At 61.8% G+C, this 20,914-nt stretch carries 23 protein-coding genes; 16 read left to right on the top strand and 7 right to left on the bottom strand.

Annotated elements, in window-relative coordinates:
- Positions 1 to 26 precede the first annotated feature (26 nt).
- The 6 genes from ispF (at position 27) to rpoS (ending at position 5,148) form a co-directional block, all read left to right on the top strand.
- The gene (gene ispF, locus IAE38_RS03955; protein WP_060481750.1) at positions 27 to 500 is read left to right on the top strand and encodes a 2-C-methyl-D-erythritol 2,4-cyclodiphosphate synthase; all 474 of its coding nucleotides are present in this window, start codon (positions 27 to 29) and stop codon (positions 498 to 500) included.
- Positions 497 to 1,555 carry a tRNA pseudouridine(13) synthase TruD gene (gene truD / locus IAE38_RS03960; RefSeq protein ID WP_201216049.1) on the top strand — a complete coding sequence of 353 codons (1,059 nt, stop codon included), beginning with the start codon at positions 497 to 499 and terminating at the stop codon, positions 1,553 to 1,555. Before ispF ends, truD begins: the two co-directional genes overlap by 4 nt.
- A complete protein-coding gene (surE, locus tag IAE38_RS03965) occupies positions 1,543 to 2,292 on the top strand; it encodes a 5'/3'-nucleotidase SurE (protein WP_201161741.1) in 750 nt (249 codons plus the stop codon). The genes truD and surE overlap by 13 nt, the downstream gene beginning before the upstream one ends.
- Positions 2,293 to 2,327: 35 nt before the next feature.
- A complete protein-coding gene (locus IAE38_RS03970) occupies positions 2,328 to 2,966 on the top strand; it encodes a protein-L-isoaspartate(D-aspartate) O-methyltransferase (RefSeq protein ID WP_161629595.1) in 639 nt (212 codons plus the stop codon).
- A gap of 217 nt (positions 2,967 to 3,183) precedes the next feature.
- Complete coding sequence (locus tag IAE38_RS03975; protein ID WP_028635009.1) at positions 3,184 to 4,032, top strand: peptidoglycan DD-metalloendopeptidase family protein; 849 nt, start codon at positions 3,184 to 3,186, stop codon at positions 4,030 to 4,032.
- A gap of 108 nt (positions 4,033 to 4,140) precedes the next feature.
- On the top strand, positions 4,141 to 5,148 hold the full coding sequence (rpoS, locus tag IAE38_RS03980; RefSeq protein ID WP_028635010.1) for an RNA polymerase sigma factor RpoS: 1,008 nt from the start codon (positions 4,141 to 4,143) through the stop codon (positions 5,146 to 5,148).
- Between the two features lie 504 nt (positions 5,149 to 5,652).
- On the opposite strand, the gene fdxA is transcribed toward rpoS, so the two are convergent.
- Both fdxA and mutS read right to left on the bottom strand, forming a co-directional pair.
- Positions 5,653 to 5,976 (bottom strand): ferredoxin FdxA, encoded by a 324-nt coding sequence (gene fdxA / locus IAE38_RS03985; protein WP_028635011.1) that lies wholly within the window; start codon positions 5,974 to 5,976, stop codon positions 5,653 to 5,655.
- 140 nt (positions 5,977 to 6,116) lie between these two features.
- On the bottom strand, positions 6,117 to 8,690 hold the full coding sequence (gene mutS, locus IAE38_RS03990; RefSeq protein WP_060481747.1) for a DNA mismatch repair protein MutS: 2,574 nt from the start codon (positions 8,688 to 8,690) through the stop codon (positions 6,117 to 6,119).
- A gap of 181 nt (positions 8,691 to 8,871) precedes the next feature.
- Here mutS and IAE38_RS03995 point away from each other — a divergent pair, with 181 nt between their 5' ends.
- From IAE38_RS03995 to recX, 4 genes are all read left to right on the top strand, one after another.
- The gene (locus IAE38_RS03995; RefSeq protein WP_201216074.1) at positions 8,872 to 9,936 is read left to right on the top strand and encodes a hypothetical protein; all 1,065 of its coding nucleotides are present in this window, start codon (positions 8,872 to 8,874) and stop codon (positions 9,934 to 9,936) included.
- A 57-nt stretch (positions 9,937 to 9,993) separates the two neighbouring features.
- Positions 9,994 to 10,476 carry a CinA family protein gene (locus IAE38_RS04000; RefSeq protein ID WP_201216052.1) on the top strand — a complete coding sequence of 161 codons (483 nt, stop codon included), beginning with the start codon at positions 9,994 to 9,996 and terminating at the stop codon, positions 10,474 to 10,476.
- A gap of 103 nt (positions 10,477 to 10,579) precedes the next feature.
- Positions 10,580 to 11,656 (top strand): recombinase RecA, encoded by a 1,077-nt coding sequence (gene recA, locus IAE38_RS04005; protein ID WP_028635015.1) that lies wholly within the window; start codon positions 10,580 to 10,582, stop codon positions 11,654 to 11,656.
- Positions 11,657 to 11,677: 21 nt separating this feature from the next.
- The gene (recX, locus tag IAE38_RS04010; RefSeq protein ID WP_201216054.1) at positions 11,678 to 12,145 is read left to right on the top strand and encodes a recombination regulator RecX; all 468 of its coding nucleotides are present in this window, start codon (positions 11,678 to 11,680) and stop codon (positions 12,143 to 12,145) included.
- Positions 12,146 to 12,149: 4 nt separating this feature from the next.
- Here the strand turns inward: recX and IAE38_RS04015 are convergent, their stop codons facing one another.
- Both IAE38_RS04015 and IAE38_RS04020 read right to left on the bottom strand, forming a co-directional pair.
- Positions 12,150 to 13,217: an LOG family protein gene (locus IAE38_RS04015; RefSeq protein ID WP_201216056.1), complete on the bottom strand. Its 1,068-nt coding sequence runs from the start codon at positions 13,215 to 13,217 to the stop codon at positions 12,150 to 12,152.
- Between the two features lie 122 nt (positions 13,218 to 13,339).
- Entirely contained in the window at positions 13,340 to 13,759 is a 420-nt protein-coding gene (locus IAE38_RS04020; protein ID WP_201161736.1) for a quorum-sensing-regulated virulence factor family protein, read from the bottom strand.
- A 213-nt stretch (positions 13,760 to 13,972) separates the two neighbouring features.
- Here IAE38_RS04020 and IAE38_RS04025 point away from each other — a divergent pair, with 213 nt between their 5' ends.
- The 3 genes from IAE38_RS04025 to IAE38_RS04035 all read left to right on the top strand — a co-directional run bounded on the left by IAE38_RS04025 (position 13,973) and on the right by IAE38_RS04035 (position 15,956).
- Positions 13,973 to 14,683, top strand: coding sequence for a tRNA-uridine aminocarboxypropyltransferase (locus IAE38_RS04025; RefSeq protein ID WP_201216058.1), 711 nt, complete (start codon positions 13,973 to 13,975; stop codon positions 14,681 to 14,683).
- Positions 14,684 to 14,863: 180 nt separating this feature from the next.
- Positions 14,864 to 15,514, top strand: coding sequence for a response regulator transcription factor ErdR (gene erdR / locus IAE38_RS04030; RefSeq protein WP_201216060.1), 651 nt, complete (start codon positions 14,864 to 14,866; stop codon positions 15,512 to 15,514).
- 73 nt (positions 15,515 to 15,587) lie between these two features.
- On the top strand, positions 15,588 to 15,956 hold the full coding sequence (locus IAE38_RS04035) for a diacylglycerol kinase (RefSeq protein ID WP_028635020.1): 369 nt from the start codon (positions 15,588 to 15,590) through the stop codon (positions 15,954 to 15,956).
- Here the strand turns inward: IAE38_RS04035 and IAE38_RS04040 are convergent.
- Positions 15,953 to 16,879, bottom strand: a complete 927-nt coding sequence (locus tag IAE38_RS04040; protein WP_201211109.1) for a LysR family transcriptional regulator — start codon at positions 16,877 to 16,879, stop codon at positions 15,953 to 15,955. The two genes, IAE38_RS04035 and IAE38_RS04040, sit on opposite strands and share 4 nt — an antisense overlap.
- Before the next feature lie 119 nt (positions 16,880 to 16,998).
- Between IAE38_RS04040 and fpr the strand changes: the two genes are divergently transcribed.
- Positions 16,999 to 17,778, top strand: coding sequence for a ferredoxin-NADP reductase (gene fpr, locus IAE38_RS04045; RefSeq protein WP_028635022.1), 780 nt, complete (start codon positions 16,999 to 17,001; stop codon positions 17,776 to 17,778).
- Between the two features lie 96 nt (positions 17,779 to 17,874).
- On the opposite strand, the gene IAE38_RS04050 is transcribed toward fpr, so the two are convergent.
- Positions 17,875 to 18,396: a SprT family zinc-dependent metalloprotease gene (locus tag IAE38_RS04050; RefSeq protein ID WP_268933359.1), complete on the bottom strand. Its 522-nt coding sequence runs from the start codon at positions 18,394 to 18,396 to the stop codon at positions 17,875 to 17,877.
- A gap of 87 nt (positions 18,397 to 18,483) precedes the next feature.
- Positions 18,484 to 19,083 (bottom strand): Yip1 family protein, encoded by a 600-nt coding sequence (locus IAE38_RS04055; RefSeq protein ID WP_201216062.1) that lies wholly within the window; start codon positions 19,081 to 19,083, stop codon positions 18,484 to 18,486.
- A 257-nt stretch (positions 19,084 to 19,340) separates the two neighbouring features.
- Between IAE38_RS04055 and ttcA the strand changes: the two genes are divergently transcribed.
- Entirely contained in the window at positions 19,341 to 20,165 is an 825-nt protein-coding gene (ttcA, locus tag IAE38_RS04060) for a tRNA 2-thiocytidine(32) synthetase TtcA (RefSeq protein ID WP_028635025.1), read from the top strand.
- Between the two features lie 4 nt (positions 20,166 to 20,169).
- Positions 20,170 to 20,841 carry a DNA-3-methyladenine glycosylase I gene (locus IAE38_RS04065; protein ID WP_201216064.1) on the top strand — a complete coding sequence of 224 codons (672 nt, stop codon included), beginning with the start codon at positions 20,170 to 20,172 and terminating at the stop codon, positions 20,839 to 20,841.
- Positions 20,842 to 20,914: the final 73 nt, after the last annotated feature.

Genomic DNA, 20,914 nt, shown 5'->3' on the forward strand with positions numbered 1-20,914 from the left:
CCCTGACTCATTCAGGGCGTTTTTCTATGCGTATTGGCCACGGCTACGATGTGCACCGTTTCTGCGACGGTGATTTCATTACCCTGGGCGGGGTGCGTATCCCCCACAAATACGGCCTTCTGGCCCACTCTGATGGCGACGTGCTGCTGCACGCCGTGAGTGATGCGCTGCTCGGTGCTGCGGCCCTGGGCGATATCGGCAAGCACTTCCCCGACACTGACCCGCAGTTCAAGGGCGCGGACAGCCGTGTGCTGCTGCGCCATGTGCTGAGTGTGGTCCAGGCCAAGGGCTGGAAGGTGGGCAACGTGGATGCCACCATCGTCGCCCAGGCGCCCAAGATGGCGCCGCATATCGACACCATGCGCCAACTGCTGGCCGACGACCTGCAGGTTGGCCTCGATCAGGTCAACGTCAAGGCCACTACCACCGAAAAACTGGGCTTCGCAGGCCGCGAGGAGGGGATCGCCGTGCATTCGGTTGCCCTGCTGCTGCCAGCATGACCGAACAGGAACTGCTGGGCCCGCGCGCATCGGGCGAACCCCTGGGCAGCGCCGTACTCAAGGCGGTAGCTGAAGACTTCCAGGTGGATGAGGTACTGGATATTCCGTTGTCCGGGCAGGGCGAACACCTGTGGCTATGGGTGGAAAAGCGCGACCTCAACACCGAGGAGGCGGCTCGCCGCCTGGCCCGTGCTGCGGGTGTGCCAGCGCGTGCTATCAGCTACGCCGGGCTCAAGGACCGCCAGGCGCTGACCCGCCAGTGGTTCAGCCTGCACTTGCCTGGCAAGGCCGACCCGGACCTGTCGCGGGCCGAAGATGCCAGCCTGCGCGTGTTCAAGCAGGCGCGCCACCAGCGCAAGTTGCAGCGTGGCGCCCACTCCGCCAACGGTTTCACCTTGCGCCTCACGGCCCTCAAGGCAGATCATCAGGCCATCGATGCGCGTTTGGCGCTGCTCAAGCAGCAAGGGGTGCCCAACTACTTCGGTACCCAGCGCTTTGGCCACGGTGGTGGCAATGTGCATGATGCCCTCGAGTGGGCGGCACGCAAGGCCCTGCCCGAGCAGCGCAACGTGCGCTCGCGGTTGCTCTCGGCCGGGCGCAGCTACCTGTTCAACCAGGCGCTGGCTGCCCGCGTGGCCCAAGGCAACTGGGACCAGGCGCAGGTCGGCGATTTGCTGGCCTTCACCGACAGCCGCAGTTTCTTCCCGGCGGGTGAGGCCGAATGCAGTGACCCACGGCTGGCGGTGCTCGACCTGCACCCCACCGGCCCGTTGTGGGGCGAAGGCGCGTCACCCGCTGCTGGCGCCTGCGCAAACCTGGAAAATGCCATCGCCGCGCGTCAGCCAGCACTCTGCCACTGGTTGTCGCAGGCGGGCATGGATCACGAACGGCGCATCATGCGGCTCCCTATTGGCGGCCTGACGTGGCATTATCCCGAGCCTGATATCCTGCAACTGGAATTCGTCCTTCCGGCCGGATGCTTCGCCACCGTAGTAGTGCGCGAAGTCGTGGATCTGGTGCCGGCAGGGCAGACGGACAGCCCATGCGTATTCTGATTTCGAACGACGATGGTGTTACTGCACCCGGCATCGCCGCGCTGCACGCTGCGCTGGCGGATTACGCCGAGTGCACGGTAATCGCCCCTGACCAGGACAAGAGCGGCGCCGGCAGTTCGCTGACGCTGGACCGCCCGCTGCATCCCGTGACCCTGGCCAATGGCTTCATCAGCCTCAATGGCACGCCCACCGACTGTGTGCACCTGGGGCTCAACGGCCTGTTGCCGCAAACGCCCGACATGGTGGTGTCAGGCATCAACCTGGGCGCCAACCTGGGCGATGACGTGCTGTACTCCGGCACGGTCGCAGCGGCGCTCGAGGGGCGTTTCCTGGGTGGCACATCGCTGGCGTTCTCGCTGCTGTCTCGCCAGCCCGACAATTTGCCGGCTGCCGCGCACATCGCCCGTCGTTTGGTAGAGGCACAGTCGCGCCTGGTGTTGCCACCGCGTACCGTGCTCAACGTCAACATCCCTAACCTGCCGCTGGAGCGCATCCGCGGCATCCAGCTGACCCGTTTGGGGCACAGGGCCCGTGCGGCGGCACCCACCAAGGTGGTCAACCCGCGCGGCAAGGAAGGTTACTGGATAGCCGTGGCCGGTGACGCCGAGGATGGCGGCCCGGGTACCGACTTCCATGCGGTCATGCAGGGGTATGTGTCAATAACGCCGCTGCAGTTGGACCGCACCTTCAGTGATGCCTTCGAGCAGCTCGATGGCTGGCTGGAGGGGCTGCTTTGATGCGCGAGGACGATATGCTGCGTCGCGGTATCGGCATGACCTCCCAGCGCACCCGGGAGCGGCTTATCCAGCGCCTGTGCGAAGAGGGTGTATCGAACACCCAGGTGCTGGATGTGATCCGCCGCACGCCCCGTCACCTGTTCGTCGACGAGGCCCTGGCCCACCGGGCCTATGAAGACACCGCGCTGCCGATCGGGCACAACCAGACCATCTCGCAACCGTTCATGGTCGCGCACATGAGCGAGTTGCTGCTCGAAGCCGGGCCGTTGGACAAGGTGCTGGAGATCGGCACCGGCTCGGGTTACCAGACCGCCGTGCTGGCGCAATTGGTGGAGCGGGTTTTCTCGGTTGAGCGCATCAAGGTGCTGCAGGATCGCGCCAAGGAGCGTCTGGTTGAGTTGAGCCTGCGCAACGTGGTGTTCCGCTGGGGCGATGGCTGTGAGGGCTGGCCGGCATTGGCGCCTTACAACGGTATCATCGTGACGGCGGTGGCGCCGGAAGTGCCCCAGGCGTTGCTGGACCAGCTGGCACCCGGTGGGCGCATGGTGATCCCTGTGGGGCCTGCCGGCGAGGCTCAGCAACTGATGCTGATCGTGCGTGAAGAACATGGCTTCTCGCGCCGGGTTCTGGGCGCGGTGCGTTTCGTGCCGTTGCTGAATGGGCCTGTGGCCTGAGCCGCCGGCCTTGCCGGCGGGCTATTTTTACAACAGCAGCGAATTCTTGCCGCGTCGTCCTGTCTATCAGGCGGTACGCACAGGTTGCGCCGGGCTATGATCGGCCTTTGCAGCAGTGTGTTGCATCTGCCTGGGAATGCCGGCGAGCTTCGTTATAATTGCAATACTATTGCATTTCTTGTTCAAAGAAGATTTCGGCACCATGAGGGGAGCACGGGTGGTTCACACAGTCTTTCGGCAGCGCAAGGACAGCTCGGCTTTCAAGCTCGTGGTGCTCGCCATGGCCCTGGGCGCGCTGCTGGTGGGGTGCTCCAGCAGCGGTAGCAACAACGCACGGGTGGTCGACCGTAACAGCGCTGCGCCCAAACGGCCTACGGTGACGTCCGGGCAATACGTGGTCAAACCGGGTGACACGCTGTTTTCCATCGCTTTCCGCTATGGCTGGGACTACAAAGAGCTGGCCGCCCGCAACGGTATCGCACCGCCCTACACCATACGCCCCGGCCAGGCCATTCGTTTCAGCACGGGTGCGTCGGGCAGCACAACGGTGGTCGCCAGCCCGTCTTCCTCCAGCCGTACCACCGTGACTCGTCGTCCGGTGGGCACCTCGCCGGCGGCCCCTGCCAGCACCACCAAAACCGTTACTACGACCACTGCCCCTGTGGTGGCTACGGTGCCCGCTGCAGAACGTGCGGTGGGTGGCTGGACATGGCCGGCCAATGGGGTGCTGATTGGAAAATTTGCTTCAAACGGTAGTTTGAATAAAGGCATTGATATCGCCGGTGATTTGGGACAGCCTGTTTTTGCTGCGTCGGGTGGTACAGTGGTCTACGCCGGGAGTGGTTTAAGGGGCTACGGCGAGTTGATCATCATCAAACACAGCGATACCTACGTCAGTGCCTACGGTCACAACCGCAGGCTGTTGGTTCGGGAGGGGCAGCAGGTCAAGGCAGGGCAGTCGATTGCTGAAATGGGGTCCACAGGCACAGATAGGGTGAAGCTGCATTTCGAGATTCGCCGCCAGGGCAAGCCCGTCGATCCTCTCCAGTTCCTGCCACGTCGTTGACCGTTGTACCGGCCTGTTTCCCGTGACGTAGAGGGGACAGGCTCCAGCGCTGCCAGGGATACAGGTGCCGCTTGAGTCTGAGTTCGAACTCAGCAAAGGACTATAACAATGGCTCTCAGTAAAGAAGCGCCGGAGTTTGACATCGACGATGACGTCCTCCTCATGGAGACGGGTATCGTTTTGGAAACGGATGTGGTGTCAGACGAACCTGCTGTATCCTCGGTTCGGACCAGGGCCAAGTCGGGCCCTTCGCTCAAACAACACAAGTACATCGATTACAGCCGGGCGCTCGATGCCACCCAGCTGTACCTCAACGAGATCGGCTTCTCGCCCCTGTTGTCGCCGGAAGAGGAGGTGCATTTTGCGCGGTTGTCGCAAAAAGGCGACCCCGCCGGCCGCAAACGCATGATCGAAAGCAACCTGCGCCTGGTTGTGAAAATTGCCCGCCGTTACGTGAACCGTGGCTTGTCGTTGCTCGATCTGATCGAGGAGGGCAACCTGGGGTTGATCCGTGCCGTTGAGAAATTCGACCCGGAGCGTGGTTTCCGCTTTTCCACCTACGCCACATGGTGGATTCGCCAGACCATCGAGCGGGCGATCATGAACCAAACCCGCACCATCCGCTTGCCCATCCACGTGGTCAAGGAGCTGAACGTTTATTTGCGTGCAGCCCGTGAGCTCACCCAGAAACTGGATCATGAGCCTTCGCCGGAAGAAATCGCTACCCTGTTGGAGAAGCCTGTTGCGGAGGTCAAGCGTATGCTCGGTCTCAACGAGCGGGTATCGTCAGTCGACGTCTCGCTAGGGCCGGACTCAGACAAGACCTTGCTCGATACGCTCACTGACGACCGCCCGACCGATCCTTTCGAACTGCTTCAGGACGATGATCTTTCCCAGAGCATCGATCAGTGGCTGGGTGAGCTGACCGATAAACAGCGCGAGGTGGTAGTGCGTCGTTTTGGCCTGCGCGGCCACGAGAGCAGCACCTTGGAGGATGTCGGGCTGGAGATCGGCCTGACCCGTGAGCGCGTTCGGCAGATCCAGGTAGAAGGGCTGAAGCGTCTGCGCGAAATCCTTGAGAAGAACGGCTTGTCCAGCGAGTCGTTGTTCCGATAAGCAGCTGCTGCCTTACCCCCTGAAACGCCCCGGCATGCCGGGGCGTTTTCGTATGTGAGGTAATCACTCGAATATTCCTCAACCCCTAACAGAGTCGCTCAACGCCTACAGGTTGCAGCTTGGCGTGTAAGTGTTTGCTTACTCGTCGCGTAAGCCATGTATGCGAGGGAGAGTAAATCATTGTCGTTTTCAGTCGGGCTTTTTTCACAAGTGACTGAAAAACATGATGTTTTTGCCTGTGAGGAAATGTATCCAGGGCAACATCGTGAGAGGTTTGCCGGTTGTCTCCCTCAGCCGAATCGCTAGTATTCGAACTGTGCACACGGACATGCACAGGCCTTCAGGAAGAAAGCCAGGGACATCGCAAGAAGCGATTTCATCAGGATGATGTTCAGGACAAGCAGGGACTACGGAAAAAAATGTGGGCGGGTCAAACCGCCCCTTTTTTTGCCCGCTAGAAAGCAAAAAAGGCCCTGCAAGGGCCTTTTTGTATTGCGCTGCTGCTTAGCGTTGCAGGTCGGCAAGCTTGCCGGTCTTGCCATCCCATTCCTCTGCGTCGGGCAGGGCGTCCTTACGCTCGGTAATGTTCGGCCAGATCTCTGCCAGCTCGGCATTCAGCTCAATGAAGTTTTCCATGCCCGAAGGCACTTCGTCTTCCGAGAAGATGGCTTGCGCCGGGCATTCAGGCTCGCACAGGGCGCAATCGATGCACTCGTCCGGGTGAATGACCAGGAAGTTCGGGCCTTCGTAGAAGCAGTCCACCGGACAGACTTCCACGCAGTCGGTGTATTTGCATTTGATGCAGTTGTCGGTGACGACGAAGGTCATTTCTAATTCTCTCCTCAGGCGACGGCGGCGGCCCTTCCTCTTGGGGCCGCGCGGTTTACGGGTACATGGCTGCAGGCCAGGCTAATAACCTGCAGCACCAGCAAACCGCGGCGGATTCTACCAGCTTGTAGTGGACGCCGTTATAACAGGTTCTTTAGTTGATATAGCATTTCGATAGCTTGACGCGGGGTCATGTCATCCAGCTGCAGCTTGCCCAGCTTCTCGATGGCTGGGTGGGGCAGGCTGGCGAACAGGTCGCTCTGGTGCGGCACCTGTGGCGCGCCCTTCGGACCCGGCACAGCAGGCGGTTCATGGGGCAGGCTGTTGGTTTCCAGGCGTGCCAGGTGCTCCCGTGCGCGCTGGATGACCGCAGTTGGCACCCCGGCCAACTGCGCCACCGCCAGGCCATAACTCTGGCTGGCCGGCCCTGGCAGCACATGGTGCAGAAACACGATGCGTTCATTGTGCTCGGTGGCATTGAGGTGCACGTTGGCCACCAGCGGCTCGCTGTCGGGCAGTACCGTCAGCTCGAAGTAGTGCGTGGCGAACAACGTATAGGCACGCAGGCGCGCGAGGCGCTCGGCCGCTGCCCAGGCCAGCGACAGGCCGTCAAACGTGCTGGTACCGCGGCCGACTTCGTCCATCAGCACCAGGCTGCGGTCTGTAGCGTTATGCAGGATGTTGGCCGTTTCGCTCATCTCCACCATGAACGTGGAGCGCCCGCCCGCCAGGTCATCGCTGGAGCCGATGCGGGTGAAGATCCGGTCTACCGGCGACAGTTCGCAGCTGGCTGCCGGTACAAAGCTGCCAATGTGGGCCAGCAGCACGATCAGCGCGGTCTGGCGCATGTAGGTGGATTTACCGCCCATGTTCGGCCCGGTGATCACCAGCATGCGTGTGTTATCGTCCAGGCCCAGGTCGTTGGCCACGAACGGGGTGGTGAGCACCTGCTCGACCACCGGGTGACGGCCCTGCTCGATGCGCAGGCAAGGGTGGTCGACGAAGCGTGGGCAGTTCAGGTCCAGGTTCAACGCGCGCTCGGCCAGGTTGCTGAGCACATCCAGTTCGGCCAGGGCTGCGGCGCTGTCCTGCAGCGGCGCAAGGTGGCTGATGAGGGTTTCCAGCAGGGCATCGTAGAGCATCTTTTCGCGGGCCAGGGCCCGGCTCTTGGCCGACAGCGCCTTGTCCTCGAATGCTTTCAGCTCTGGGGTGATGAACCGTTCGGCGCCTTTCAGCGTCTGGCGGCGGATGTAGTCGCCCGGCGCCTGTTCTGCCTGCTTGGTGGGCAGCTCGATGAAATAACCGTGCACGCGGTTGTAGCCGACCTTGAGGTTGGCCAGGCCAGTACGGGCTTTTTCACGGGCTTCCAGGTCGATGAGAAACTGACCGGCGTTTTCGCTGATCGCCAGCAGGTCATCCAGCTCGTTGTCATAGCCGGCCTTGAGCACACCGCCATCACGGATGACCGCCGGTGGGTTGTCCACGATCGCCCGTTCCAACAGGCTGGCAAGCTCCGGGTAGGTGCCGGTAATGGCGGCCAGGCGCGCCAGGTGAGGGGCTTCCAGTTCGGCCATGGCGTTCTGCAGTTCGGGCAGTGCGCCCAAGGCATCACGCAGGCGGGCGAGATCGCGGGGGCGTGCGTTACGCAGGCCGATGCGCGCCAGAATACGTTCGATGTCGCCGATTTCCTTCAACTGCGGTTGCAGTTTTTCGAACCGGTAGCCGTCGAGCAGGCATCGGATCGAGTCCTGCCGGGCCTGCAGCACCTTGAGGTCGCGCAGCGGCCGGTTCAGCCAGCGGCTCAGCAGGCGGCTGGCCATGGCGGTCTGGCAACGGTCGATCACCGATTGCAGGGTATTATCACGCCCACCCGCCAGGTTGATGTCCAGCTCCAGGTTGCGGCGGCTGGCACCGTCGAGGATCACGGTGTCGTCCAGGCGTTCATGGCGCAGGCTGCGCAGGTGCGGCAAGGCGGTCCGCTGGGTTTCCTTCGCGTAGGTCAGCAGGCAGCCAGCGGCGCCGATGGCCAGGGTCAGCTTGTCGCAGCCAAAGCCCTTGAGGTCCTTGGTTGCAAATTGCTGGCACAGCGCCTTGCGCGCGGAGTCGCGGTCGAAATCCCACGGCGCACGGCGGCGAGCCCCCGGGCGCTTTTCGGCAGGCAGGTCGCGCGGCCAGTCGTCCGGGATCAACAGCTCCACCGGGTTCAGGCGTTCCAGTTCGGCCAGCAGGTTTTCCCAGCCCTTGAGCTCCTGAACGCTGAAATTGCCACTGGTGATGTCCAGCACAGCCAGGCCGAACAGGCGGTCATCGCCCAGCAGCGCGGCAATCAGGTTGTCGCGGCGCTCGTCCAGCAGCGCTTCGTCGCTGACTGTGCCGGGCGTGATGATACGCACCACCTGGCGCTCGACCGGCCCTTTGCTGGTGGCCGGGTCCCCGATCTGTTCGCAGATCACCACCGACTCGCCCAGCTTCACCAGCTTGGCCAGGTAGCCTTCCAGCGAATGGAACGGCACGCCGCACATGGGGATGGACTGGCCGGCTGACTGACCGCGGGCGGTCAGGGTGATGTCCAGCAGGCTGGCGGCCTTTTTCGCATCTTCGTAGAAGATCTCGTAGAAGTCGCCCATGCGGTAGAACATCAGCTGGTCCGGGTGCTGGTTCTTCAGCTTCCAGTACTGCTGCATCATCGGGGTGTGTGCGGAAAGATCAGACATTCGGGGCCTTACAGCGGGTGATCTGGTTGGCGATGGTAAACCCGCAATGGTACAGCCTTTTTGCTTGCCATGCAGGCGCCCGCAAGTGGGCAAATCGGCGCAGTTGGCGCTCGGGGGTGGAGCCAGGCGACATCTGGCTTTAGAATGGCGAGCCCCGATGAAGACCCAAGCCGCTATTTGCATGAATGTCTCCACGCGCGTTTCTTTTGTAGACCAGCAACTTATCTACCTTCTGTACGGCAAGCGTCGTACCTATCAGTTAGAGGCCAAGTTCAGCATTCTCACCGCCTTGGCGCGCTGTGAACCCGGCGAGTGCCCCGTTATTCGTGTGCTTACCGACGAGCCCCAGGCATTTGCCGGGTGGCCCGTGGAAGTGGTCAGGCTGGACACGCAGACCCTTCAAGCCTGGGCGCCCGATGGCAGTTACACCCATCGGCGCAAGGCCTGCGCCATTGCCCAGGCTTGCGAATGGGCACAAAAGACTATTTTCATCGACACCGACACGGTGTTTCTGCAACCTGCGCAGCGGCTCTTCGAACAGGTGGGTGCCGACCAGTTCCTGATCGACGAAGTAGAGTCGAGCTGGGCCAAGGCCTCGCGCAAGCGTCATTACCGCGCCCTCACCCGTGGGTTGGCGGCGGCAGGCCAGTTGCCACCCGACGACCTGCAGCTGTGCAACAGTGGGGTACTGGGCCTTGCGCATGAAAACGCAGCCGTTGCCCAGCGGGCGATCGCCCGGATCGACGACTGGGCCGCCTACAGCCGCGAGCTGCTGACCATCGAGCAGATTGCATTCTCGTTTGAAATCCACGGCGCGCGCATCAATCAGGCGCGGGGTTTGATCAGCCATTACTACGCCATGAAACCGTACCTTCATGCCATCCAGGACGTGTTCTTCGCCCGCCATGGCGAGGGCTTCCATGCCGACATGCCAGCCTTGGCGCTGCAGGTGCCAGCGTACCGCCCGCTGCCCTCGTGGTCGATGCGCGTTGGCGTGAAGCTGAGCCTGCTGCGCGTGCCTCGTGAACTGCGTGGCGTTGCCCGCAAGCTGCTTTACGGCAGTGCGATAAGTGGTGACGAGTACCTGCAGGCCTGCAAGGTGGTGTGGTGGCGCTCGGCGATCGACGACATGCGCATGCTCGGCGGCCTTGACTGGACCAATGGCTGGCCTGCAGGGCTGCCGCGGCTCAGGCGCAGGGATGAGCGCGTCATCAGCAAGATTGCGCGGGAAAGCCTGAACGTTTGACCGGCCAGTGGCTCTACCAGGATGGTAGGGTAGCGCCCACCCTTTCAGGAGCCTGTCATGGACCCGATCACCACACTCGCCACCCAACTGGGCGAACACCTGCAGCGCATTAATGCGCAGGTGAGTACTGCTGAATCCTGCACCGGCGGCGGTATCGCCGAGGCCATCACCCGCATCGCCGGCAGTTCGGCGTGGTTCGAGGCCGGTTACGTGACCTATTCCAATGCGCAGAAAACTCGGCAGTTGGGCGTGCCTGAGCAGTTGTTCGGGCAGGTCGGGGCGGTGAGCCAGGAGGTGGTCGAAGCCATGGTGCGCGGGGCGCAAGCCGCCAGTGGCGCACGTTTTGCCGTTGCGGTCAGTGGGGTGGCCGGCCCTGGCGGTGGTTCGCCGGCCAAGCCGGTGGGTACCGTATGGCTGGCCTGGGGCGATGGCAGCCGCGTGGTCAGCATACGCCGCCACTTCGACGGCGACCGCGAGGCGGTGCGCCGGCAGACGGTGATCGCCGCTTTAGAAGGCTTGTTACAGCTTGCCCCGCGGTAAATCGACGACAGGGGTTTGCGTAGGCGCTGGCCTGTGGAATAATACTGGCTACTTATACAGGTATCCCGGCCGTCAGGGCCAAGTCGAACACGTGAGGATTTCAATGGACGACAACAAGAAGCGCGCCTTGGCTGCGGCCCTGGGTCAAATCGAACGCCAATTCGGCAAGGGCGCGGTCATGCGCATGGGCGACCACGAGCGCCAGGCCATTCCCGCCATTTCCACTGGCTCCCTGGGGCTGGACATTGCGTTGGGCATCGGCGGTTTGCCAAAAGGCCGTATCGTCGAAATCTACGGCCCGGAGTCGTCGGGTAAAACCACGCTTACCCTGTCGGTCATCGCCGAAGCCCAGAAAAGCGGCGCCACGTGCGCGTTCGTCGACGCCGAGCACGCCCTGGACCCGGAGTACGCCGGCAAGCTGGGCGTCAATGTCGACGACCTGCTGGTTTCGCAGCCAGACACCGGCGAGCAGGCCCTGGAAATCACCGACATGCTGGTGCGCTCCAACGCGGTTGACGTGATCATTGTCGACTCCGTAGCTGCGCTTGTGCCGAAGGCGGAAATCGAAGGAGAAATGGGTGACATGCACGTGGGCCTGCAGGCTCGTCTGATGTCCCAGGCCTTGCGCAAGATCACCGGTAACATCAAGAACGCCAACTGCCTGGTGATCTTCATCAACCAGATCCGGATGAAGATCGGCGTCATGTTCGGCAGCCCGGAAACCACTACCGGTGGTAACGCCCTGAAGTTTTACGCATCGGTGCGCCTGGACATCCGCCGTACTGGCGCGGTCAAGGAAGGCGATGAAGTGGTGGGTAGCGAAACTCGCGTCAAAGTGGTCAAGAACAAGGTTTCGCCGCCGTTCCGTCAGGCTGAGTTCCAGATTCTTTACGGTAAGGGTATTTACCGTAACGGCGAGATCATCGATCTGGGCGTATCCCAAGGGTTGGTCGAAAAGTCGGGTGCCTGGTACAGCTATCAGGGCAATAAAATCGGTCAGGGCAAGGCCAACGCCGCCAAGTACTTGCAAGAAAACCCAGCTATCGGTAACGAGATCGAGAAGCAGGTTCGCGACAAATTGCTCACCGCAGGCGCCGCTGCCGCGGCAGCAGCTGCTGGCAAAGCTGCAGCAGCAAAAGCTGACGCCGACGACATGGCTGACGCCGACGCTGGTTATTGATCGCGCGGTAGTTGCTAAATTATGCCCGCCGTACTCGACACCCCTGTCGCCATTCGGCGGGCTGCCATGGACCTGCTCGCGCGACGTGAGCACGGTCGCGTTGAACTAACACGCAAGTTGCGCCAGCGCGGTGCGATGGACGAGCTGATCGAGCCTGAGCTTGATCGGCTTTGCGATGAAGGGCTGCTAAGCGAAGCCCGGTACCTGGAAAGCTTCATTAGATACCGTTCCGGCTCTGGTTATGGCCCGGCGCGCATTCGCGAAGAACTTGGTCAACGTGGGTTGGCTCGAACTGATATCGAGCAGGCACTGCGTGAAAGCGAAGTGGATTGGGGGGAGCGCTTGCGGGATGTCTGGCAACGCAAGTTCGCCGGCCAGCGCCCGCAGGATCCGCGCAGTCGTGCGCAGCAAACACGCTTTCTGGCCTACCGCGGCTTCCCCCTGGATATGATCGGTCGTTTGCTCAGCGGGCGCGATTTGGACGACTGACGTGTTATGTCAGCCAGTTCTCCGGCACGTTGATGAAGTTCACCAGCTCTCTTAGCCGACCCTGGTCGCGACCGGTAAAGGCGAAGGACAGGCGGGTGAGGTGCCCATAGTCGGCCGTTTCATGTTCGGCGCTGCTGTCGGGCTGCTGTTCAAATTCCCCATTCATGCACAAGTCCGCGAAGGTTTTCCGTATGTCCTGGAGTGCGGCGGCACTCAGGGCGTGTTGCATACGAATCACGAACTGGCTCTTCAACCAACGGCTTGAATGGTAATTGCGGTAGAACTGGTTGATTTCCTCCACCGCCTCATCAGCTGTATGCACCAGGCGGACCAGCTTCAGGTCGCCGGGCAGGATGTAGCGGTTTTCTTCGAGTTGATTGCGGATGAAAGCCAGGCAGTCGCGCCAGAAGGTGCCGTCGGGTGAGTCCAGCAGTACCACGGGTACCAGCGGGCTTTTGCCGGTCTGGATCAAAGTCAGCACTTCAAGCGCTTCGTCCAGTGTGCCAAAGCCGCCAGGGCAGAGCACCAGCGCATCGGCCTCCTTGACGAAGAACAGCTTGCGGATGAAAAAGAAGTGGAAAGGTAGCAATTTGTCCGTGCCATCCACCGTGGCGTTGGCATATTGCTCGAAGGGCAGGGTGATGTTGAAACCGAGGCTGTGATCGCTGCCGGCACCCTCGTGCGCTGCGGCCATGATGCCGCCACCGGCGCCAGTGATTACCATCAGGTCCGAGCGTGCAAGGGTGGCGCCCAGTTCGCGGGCGATAGCGTACATCGGGTGCTGCAGTGGCGTGCGCGCCGAGCCGAATACGGTTACCTTGCGGCGGCCCTTGTACCGCTGCAGGGCACGGAAAGACTGGTCAAGTTCACGCAGTGCCTGCGCTGTGATCTTGGCGCTCCAGCGGTCGGCATCGTCATGAGCCATGCGCAGAACGGTCAGCATCATCTCGCGGTACAGCGGCAGGTTGGGGCTGGCGGGTGCCACGAGTTGCAACTGTGCGTCGATGTGGCTGAGGTCGATGTTGTTGTCGCGGAAATGGCCGCAAAGCAGTTCGTTCGATTGATAAGGCATGCAACTTCTCCTTCTGCACCCTCTCAATCTAGCCGTTTGCGCAGCATCATGCCCAGCCGCAATGGCTGCCGGTCAGCCGGCAATGGGCGCCGCGGCGCCCAGGTAACCGGCCAATGCGGCCATTACTTCTTCTTGTTGCCTGCCACGCAGCTGGCGCTGTCGAAGGCTTGATCCATCACAGGCTGGTTGGTCTTGTACACGGTAAAGCGGTAGACCATCACGGCACCCTTGGACATCAGGTTGCGGAACCCGCTGTTGCGGCACACGCTGTCGCCCAGCTGGCTGCGAACCTGCTCGGGATTGGATTGCATGCGCGCAGCATGCTCGCCACGCACGCTCAGGTGGTTGATCAAGGCCTTGCCTTCAACGGTGTAGCCTTGGTCGAGAATGTCTTCGTTGATGGCGCGGGGCGTGCCGACGCTGCTTTCCTTGGCGACCTTCTGCAGCATCGTGTTCAGGTCGTAGTCCTGCTTGGAAGCCGCCTGGGCTGCCAGAGGCAGAGCGAGCATCAGGCTCAGGGCGGGGGCGATGAGGCGCAGCATGAATCTCTCCTGTTCGGTGACTGGCGCTTGGACATGCATGTGTCTGCGGCGTTCCGTGAGCACCGCACGGCGCCTGTGCCTGGCATAAAGCCGCGATTATAGGGGGCGCGCCGCCCGCTGCACAGCAATGGGTGGCGCTTCTGTTAAACTGCACGCCGTTTTTGCTCGAGCTATTACCGTGCCTATTTTCAACCTGCCTGGAGGCCTGCCGGCATGAGCCACGCGGTAGCGCGTTTGCGTGCCGAACGCCTGGCCCGCAGTAACAAGCCCTTCGTTGCCCGTGGATCACGGGCGCAACGCTGCCCCGATTGCCGGGTAATCGCCACGCACTGCCTGTGTGCCTGGAAGCCCAAGGTGCAAGCCGAGTCAGGCATTTGCCTGCTGATGCATGACACCGAGCCATTGAAGCCCACCAACACTGGCTGGCTGATTGCCGACCTGATCGAGGACACTTCCGCTTTTGGCTGGCTGCGCACCTCGGTCGACGAGGGCTTGCTGGCATTGCTGGACGACCCGCAGTGGCAGCCCTATATCGTCTTTCCCGGTGAATTCGTTACTGAACAACGTGTGGTCAGTGAAGTGGTGCGCGAGCCCGGCAAGCGCCCGCTGTTCATCCTGCTGGATGCCACCTGGACCGAAGCGCGCAAGATGTTCCGCAAAAGCCCGTACCTGAACCGCTTTCCGGTGTTGAGCCTGCAAGCCGAGCAGATGTCACGCTACCGCTTGCGCCGTTCCCGTCGTGATGACCACTTCTGTACCGCCGAGGTTGCGGCCATGTGCCTGGACCTGGCCGGAGACGCGGTAGCCTCCCAGGCGCTGGATGCCTACCTGGATGTCTTCAGCCTGCATTACCTCAGCGGCAAGCGGCGGGTGCCGCTGGACGAACAGGATGACACCCATCGCCGTTTGCATACCTTCCTATAGTCCAAGGGGCATGCCCCGGGCTTTCGTTCATAATGATGGGGCTGGGCAGCCAGGACAGGCGAGACGGCAGGGCGGCTGGCTTGCCTTCCTGGGCCGCGCTCGGCATCCTTGGCGCCGATTCCCCGCCGGGCAGCCCCGTTTGAGACCGGGCGCCGGGTACAGAACAGGATCACTAGATCGATGGCCACGTACGAAATCCTGATTGCCGATGACCACCCGCTGTTCCGCGGTGCCTTGCGCCAAGCCGTAACGCTTGGCCTGGGCCCGGACGTTCGCCTGGTAGAGGTTGCCAGCATCGCCGAGCTGGAAACCCGCCTGAGCGAAAAAGCAGATTGGGACCTGGTGCTATTGGACCTCAACATGCCAGGCGCCTATGGTTTCTCCGGCCTGGTGCTGCTGCGCGGGCAGTACCCGCAAATACCTGTGGTGATGGTCTCGGCGCAGGAAGAGGCCGCCGTGGTGGTCAAGTCTCGCGAATTCGGCGCCAGCGGGTTCATCCCCAAGTCAAGTACGCTGGAGGTGATCCAGGACGCCGTGCGCAAGGTGCTGGACGGTGACGTATGGTGGCCGCCCCAGGCGTTCGAGAAGGTTGATGTACCGGCCGAGGCCAAGGCCGCCAGTGCAGGTCTGGCGAGCCTGACGCCGCAGCAGTTCCGGGTGCTGACAATGGTGTGCGAAGGCCTGCTGAACAAGCAGATCGCTTACGAACTGAGCGTATCCGAAGCCACCATCAAGGCCCATGTCACGGCCATCTTCCGCAAGCTGGGCGTGCGTACGCGCACCCAGGCCGCGCTGCTGCTGCAACAACTTGAATCGGTTGCCAGCACCTGACTGCGCGTGGCTTCACGCTTTTTTGACCCATGCCGGTCTAGTCTGCTGGCCTTTTCGTTGTTAAGCGACCCTCATGACTCCATCACCCTTCAAGGGCCAGACCGGCCTTAAACGTATCCTGAATGCCGCTGGCTATTCGCTGGACGGGCTGCGCGCCGCATTCAAGGGCGAAGCGGCATTTCGTCAGTTGGTACTGCTCAACGTACTGCTGATCCCCATCGCCTTCTGGCTGCCGGTCAGCCGTGCCGAGCGGGCGATCATGATCGCTGTCTGCTTGTTGGGCTTGATCGTGGAGCTGTTCAACTCGGCGGTAGAGGCAGCCATCGACCGCATTTCACTGGAGCGCCACCCGCTGTCGAAAAATGCCAAGGACATGGGCAGCGCTGCGCAATTCGTGTCGCTCAGCATGGTGGCGCTGGTGTGGGGCGTGATCCTGCTCTAGGCGATAGGCGGCAACACGATTTCATCACTGCGGGTGACGCCGGCAGTGAAGTTGCGGCACAGCTGCAGGAACTCGCGCATGGCCGATGTCTGGTATTTCTGCTTGTGCCAGATGAAGTAGAACTGGCGCATCAGGTCCAGCTCCGGGGTTTCCACCGCCACCAGGCTGCCCCGGCGGAATGCATCGCGCAGCGCCAGGCGCGAGATGCAGCCGATGCCCAGGCCAGACTCCACCGCACGTTTGATGGCCTCGGTATGCTCCAGTTCAAGGCGGATATCCAGATGGGAGCGGTGGTGTCGCATCGCCTGGTCGAACGTAAGCCGCGTGCCTGAACCCTGCTCGCGCAGGATCCAGGCCTCCCTGGCCAGCGTCTGCACATCGGCGCGGCCCTGTTTGGCCAACGGATGCTGCGGCGCGCAGAACACCACCAGCTCATCCTCCACCCAGGGCAGGACCTCAAGGTCTGGATGGTTGCAATCGCCTTCGATCAGACCCAGGTCAATTTCATGGTGAGCAACCTGTTGCACGATATGCGCGGTGTTTTGCACGTGCAGCTTCACCTGGCTTTCCGGGTGAAGTTGCATGAAGCTGCCGATCAGCAAGGTGGCCAGGTAGTTACCAATGGTCAGCGTGGCGCCCACGGCCAGCGAGCCGAAGCCGGACTTGCCATTGAGCAGGTCTTCGATTTCCTTGGCCTGGTCAAGCAGGGCGACAGCCTGAGGCAGTAACTGGTGCCCCAGCGCATTGAGGCTCAGGCGCTTGCCCGCGCGGTCGAACAGCTGGCAGCTGCACTGGCGCTCGAGTTCGGTGATGGAAGTGCTGGCAGCAGACTGCGACAGCGCAAGCAGGCTGGCTGCTCGCGACACGCTCTGGTGCTGGGCGACGGCCACGAAGACCTGAAGTTGACGAAGTGTAAATCGCATATCGATATAACCGATAACACATATCTTGATAATTCAGTTAACAGATATTGTCGCTGCCCCTAAACTATCGCGCAACTACGCGCCCTCTGCGCCGCGTCTTTTTTCAGGAGCCCCATTAGATGAGCAACATGAACCACGAACGTGTCCTCAGTGTGCACCACTGGAACGACACCCTGTTCAGCTTCAAGTGCACCCGTGACCCGGGTCTGCGCTTCGAGAACGGTCAGTTCGTGATGATCGGCCTGCAACAAGACAGCGGCCGTCCGCTCATGCGCGCCTACTCCATCGCCTCGCCGAACTGGGAAGAGCACCTGGAATTCTTCAGCATCAAGGTGCCGGATGGTCCGCTGACTTCCCAGCTTCAGCACCTGAAGGAAGGCGATGAGATCATCATCAGCAAAAAGCCTACCGGTACGTTGGTACTCGATGACCTGAACCCGGGCAAGCACCTGTACCTGCTCAGCACCGGTACCGGCCTTGCGCCTTTCATGAGCGTCATCCAGGACCCGGAAACCTACGAGCGTTTCGAAAAGGTGATCCTGGTACACGGCGTGCGCTACGTGAACGAGGTGGCCTACCGTGAGTTCATCACCGAACACCTGCCACAGAACGAGTTCTTCGGTGAAGCGGTACGCGAAAAACTGATTTACTACCCCACCGTTACCCGCGAGCCGTTCGAGAACCAGGGCCGCCTGACCGACCTGATGCGCAGCGGCAAGCTGTTCAGCGACATCGGCCTGCCGCCGATCAACCCGCAGGACGACCGTGCCATGATCTGTGGCAGCCCCAGCATGCTCGACGAGACCAGCGAAGTGCTGGACAGCTTCGGCCTGAAGATCTCCCCACGCATGCGTGAGCCAGGTGATTACCTGATCGAGCGCGCCTTCGTCGAGAAGTAAGGCGCAGGCGGGTACAGAAAGGTGGCCTCGGTGCCACCTTTTTCGTGCCTGGGCGGCTGGCGCAATCGCTGGCATGCCAGCTAGAGCATCACCTCTCTATTCCAGCCGCGTTTCACCGCTATACACCAATATCCCCCGGCACCGCTTGCACAGGTAGCGCCGCCCCTGGCGAACCAGCGTGTGCCGCTGGGCCGTGAACGGGAAATCACTCTGCGGACATGGGCAGCGGTAGATGTACCGGGTCGCCAGGCGGCGCTCGATTGCATAAGTGTGGCAGCGGCTGGGCGGCAGTTCGTACACACCGCGCATGATCAATTGCCACTCCTGGCCGTGAGCCTGAATGCTGTCGCCGAACAGTTGGTGGGCCACCAGGTGCGCGACTTCATGCGCCACCGTCTGGCGTAGAAAATCTTCCTGGTTTTCTCGGTACAGCTGCAGGTTGAAGCGCAGTTTGTTCTCGTGAAGGTGGGCGACCCCGGCTTTTTGCCCGCGCAGTTTGAAGTTCACTTCCGGGCGGAGGAAGGGGCGTTTGAAGAAGGTTTCCGCTTGCTGGTAACAGGTTTCGACGCGTTGGATAAGCAGCTCGGGCATGGTGCAATGGTTCTCCTGGCCCGTCATTATGCCGCAACCGCGGGGAGGCCGCCGAGCCACCTGTCAGCGCGCCCGCGGCCTTTGGCTTGGCCGGGCAGCGCGCTGACATCCGGCCTAGTTGGTGTAGACAGGCCCTACACCCAAGCCCCAGATGATGACAGTGGCCGCCATGATCGCCACCAGTACCACCAGCCCTACCGCCAGGACGGAGCTGGAAAACAGAAAGCCTTCATCCTGCGGAATGTTCATGAAGGTTGGCAGGCCCACGTACAGCAGATACACCGTGTAGCAGATAGCCGCTGTGCCTACCAGCATGCCCAGCCACAGGTGTGGGTAAAGCGCCGCCAGGCCGGCAATGAACAGTGGGGTGGCGGTGTAGGTGGCAAAGGCCATGCACTGAGCCATGGACGGGTTGGCATCGTAGGTACGGGCCATCCAGTGGATAAAGGCCCCCATCACCGCCACCCCGGCGAGCATGGCGATATAGGACATGATGCTCATCCATAGTGCGCTTTCGAGGGTCAGCATCACCGCTGGCCGGTCGCCGATCACCCAGCCGACCTGGGTAGTGCCAATAAATGCCGAAAGGGCGGGTATCGCCGCCAGTATCAAGGTATGGGTCAGGTACATGTGGCTGATGGTTTCGTCTTCGCCACGGATTTCCCGCCATTCCCGGTCGGGATGGGTAAACAGCCCAACGACGTGATGAATCATGCCGGTCACTCCTCTGAATGTTGCCAGTCGCCCCCTATGGAGCGCAGCGGCCCGAGGCCTGGACACCGAGCGAGCGGTATGTTGGCCCTATCACGCAGTATAGGAAGCGGTGACTCCATCAAGGCAGCACCTTTAGAGCAAATCGCACTCGCCCACCTGCTGCTGATTACGTGAAGTCTTTGTCGGAATGCCTACAGCGCTGGCGCATTTGTGCGTAAAATAGCCGGCTTTTGTCACACCTCGCGGATTCAAGCGCTATGGGCACCCTCTCGGTCAACCAGAACAAACTGCAAAAACGCCTGCGTCGTCTTGCCGGCGAAGCCATCACCGACTACAACATGATCGAAGATGGCGACAAGGTCATGGTCTGCCTGTCCGGCGGCAAGGACAGCTACACCATGCTCGACGTTCTGTTGCACCTGCAGAAGGTGGCGCCGATCCAGTTCGAGATCGTCGCGGTGAACATGGACCAGAAGCAGCCAGGCTTCCCTGAGCACGTGCTGCCTGCGTACCTGAAGGCGCTGGGCGTCGAGTACCACATCGTCGAGAAGGATACGTACTCGGTGGTGAAGGAGCTGGTGCCGGAGGGCAAAACCACCTGTTCGCTGTGCTCGCGCCTGCGCCGTGGCACCCTGTACACCTTCGCCGATGAAATCGGCGCAACCAAGATGGCGCTCGGTCACCACCGCGACGACATCGTCGAGACATTTTTCCTCAACATGTTCTTCAACGGCGCCCTCAAGGGCATGCCGCCGAAGCTGCGCGCCGATGACGGCCGCAATGTGGTCATCCGCCCGCTGGCCTACTGCAGCGAGAAGGATATCCAGGCCTACTCCGACATGAAGGAATTCCCGATCATCCCGTGCAACCTGTGCGGTTCGCAGGAGAACCTGCAGCGCCAGGTGGTCAAGGACATGCTGGTGGAGTGGGAGCGCAAGCACCCGGGCCGTACAGAGAGCATCTTCCGTGCGATGCAGAACGTGGCGCCGTCGCAGTTGGCCGACCGCAACCTGTTCGACTTCACCAGCCTCAAGATCGACGAAACCGCTGCGCCACGTTTCCTTGATGTGGTGAACATCTGAACCTATGCGCGATTACCAGTGGTTGCACGAGTTCTGCCTGAATCGCTTTGGCTCCGCCCAGGCCCTGGAGGCTTTTCTGCCGCAGCCGCGTACACCTGCGCAGTTGCGTGCAATAACCGACGACCGTTACCTCTCCACGCTGGCGCTGCGGGTGTTCCGCGCCGGGCTCAAGCACAGCCTCGTGGATGCCAAGTGGCCAGCATTCGAGCAAGTGTTCTTCGGTTTCGATCCGGAGAAGGTCGTGCTGATGGGGGCCGAGCACCTGGAGCGGCTGATGCAGGACACGCGCATCATCCGCCACCTGGGCAAGCTCAAAAGCGTGCCGCGCAATGCGCAGATGGTATTGGACGTGGCGAGGGAGAACGGCAGCTTTGGTGCGTTCATCGCCGACTGGCCGGTTAACGACATCGTCGGGCTATGGAAGTACCTGGCCAAACAGGGCAACCAGCTGGGCGGGCTGTCGGCGCCGCGGTTTCTGCGAATGGTGGGCAAGGATACCTTTGTGCCCACCGACGACATGGCGGCAGCGCTGATCGCGCAGAAAGTGATCGACAAGCCGCCGACCAGCCAGCGCGACCTGGCCCTGGTCCAGCAGGTATTCAACCAGTGGCAGGCCGAGAGCGGGCGGCCGCTGTGCCAGTTGTCAGTGATGCTGGCGCATACTGTCAACCATTGAGACCGCCGGGGGGGGGCCCCCGCCCCCGGGGGGGGGGGGGGGGGGGGGGGGGGGGGGGGGGGGGGGGGGGGGG

This window comes from Pseudomonas sp. S32 (assembly GCF_016648095.1).
Taxonomy (GTDB): domain Bacteria; phylum Pseudomonadota; class Gammaproteobacteria; order Pseudomonadales; family Pseudomonadaceae; genus Aquipseudomonas; species Aquipseudomonas parafulva.

Bases quoted from the DNA above. Each gene is read 5' to 3' on its own strand.
- IAE38_RS04055 (WP_201216062.1), bottom strand. From the start codon at position 19,083: ATGATTCATCACGTCGTTGGGCTGTTTACCCATCCCGACCGGGAATGG.
- mutS (WP_060481747.1), bottom strand. From the start codon at position 8,690: ATGTCTGATCTTTCCGCACACACCCCGATGATGCAGCAGTACTGGAAG.
- IAE38_RS04025 (WP_201216058.1), top strand. From the start codon at position 13,973: ATGAGCCACGCGGTAGCGCGTTTGCGTGCCGAACGCCTGGCCCGCAGT.
- IAE38_RS04000 (WP_201216052.1), top strand. From the start codon at position 9,994: ATGGACCCGATCACCACACTCGCCACCCAACTGGGCGAACACCTGCAG.
- IAE38_RS04035 (WP_028635020.1), top strand. From the start codon at position 15,588: ATGACTCCATCACCCTTCAAGGGCCAGACCGGCCTTAAACGTATCCTG.
- recA (WP_028635015.1), top strand. From the start codon at position 10,580: ATGGACGACAACAAGAAGCGCGCCTTGGCTGCGGCCCTGGGTCAAATC.
- IAE38_RS04040 (WP_201211109.1), bottom strand. From the start codon at position 16,879: ATGCGATTTACACTTCGTCAACTTCAGGTCTTCGTGGCCGTCGCCCAG.
- IAE38_RS04020 (WP_201161736.1), bottom strand. From the start codon at position 13,759: ATGCTGCGCCTCATCGCCCCCGCCCTGAGCCTGATGCTCGCTCTGCCT.
- fpr (WP_028635022.1), top strand. From the start codon at position 16,999: ATGAGCAACATGAACCACGAACGTGTCCTCAGTGTGCACCACTGGAAC.
- IAE38_RS03970 (WP_161629595.1), top strand. From the start codon at position 2,328: ATGACCTCCCAGCGCACCCGGGAGCGGCTTATCCAGCGCCTGTGCGAA.
- IAE38_RS04015 (WP_201216056.1), bottom strand. From the start codon at position 13,217: ATGCCTTATCAATCGAACGAACTGCTTTGCGGCCATTTCCGCGACAAC.
- surE (WP_201161741.1), top strand. From the start codon at position 1,543: ATGCGTATTCTGATTTCGAACGACGATGGTGTTACTGCACCCGGCATC.
- IAE38_RS04065 (WP_201216064.1), top strand. From the start codon at position 20,170: ATGCGCGATTACCAGTGGTTGCACGAGTTCTGCCTGAATCGCTTTGGC.
- fdxA (WP_028635011.1), bottom strand. From the start codon at position 5,976: ATGACCTTCGTCGTCACCGACAACTGCATCAAATGCAAATACACCGAC.
- erdR (WP_201216060.1), top strand. From the start codon at position 14,864: ATGGCCACGTACGAAATCCTGATTGCCGATGACCACCCGCTGTTCCGC.
- IAE38_RS03995 (WP_201216074.1), top strand. From the start codon at position 8,872: ATGAATGTCTCCACGCGCGTTTCTTTTGTAGACCAGCAACTTATCTAC.
- ispF (WP_060481750.1), top strand. From the start codon at position 27: ATGCGTATTGGCCACGGCTACGATGTGCACCGTTTCTGCGACGGTGAT.
- IAE38_RS04050 (WP_268933359.1), bottom strand. From the start codon at position 18,396: ATGACGGGCCAGGAGAACCATTGCACCATGCCCGAGCTGCTTATCCAA.
- ttcA (WP_028635025.1), top strand. From the start codon at position 19,341: ATGGGCACCCTCTCGGTCAACCAGAACAAACTGCAAAAACGCCTGCGT.
- recX (WP_201216054.1), top strand. From the start codon at position 11,678: ATGCCCGCCGTACTCGACACCCCTGTCGCCATTCGGCGGGCTGCCATG.
- rpoS (WP_028635010.1), top strand. From the start codon at position 4,141: ATGGCTCTCAGTAAAGAAGCGCCGGAGTTTGACATCGACGATGACGTC.
- truD (WP_201216049.1), top strand. From the start codon at position 497: ATGACCGAACAGGAACTGCTGGGCCCGCGCGCATCGGGCGAACCCCTG.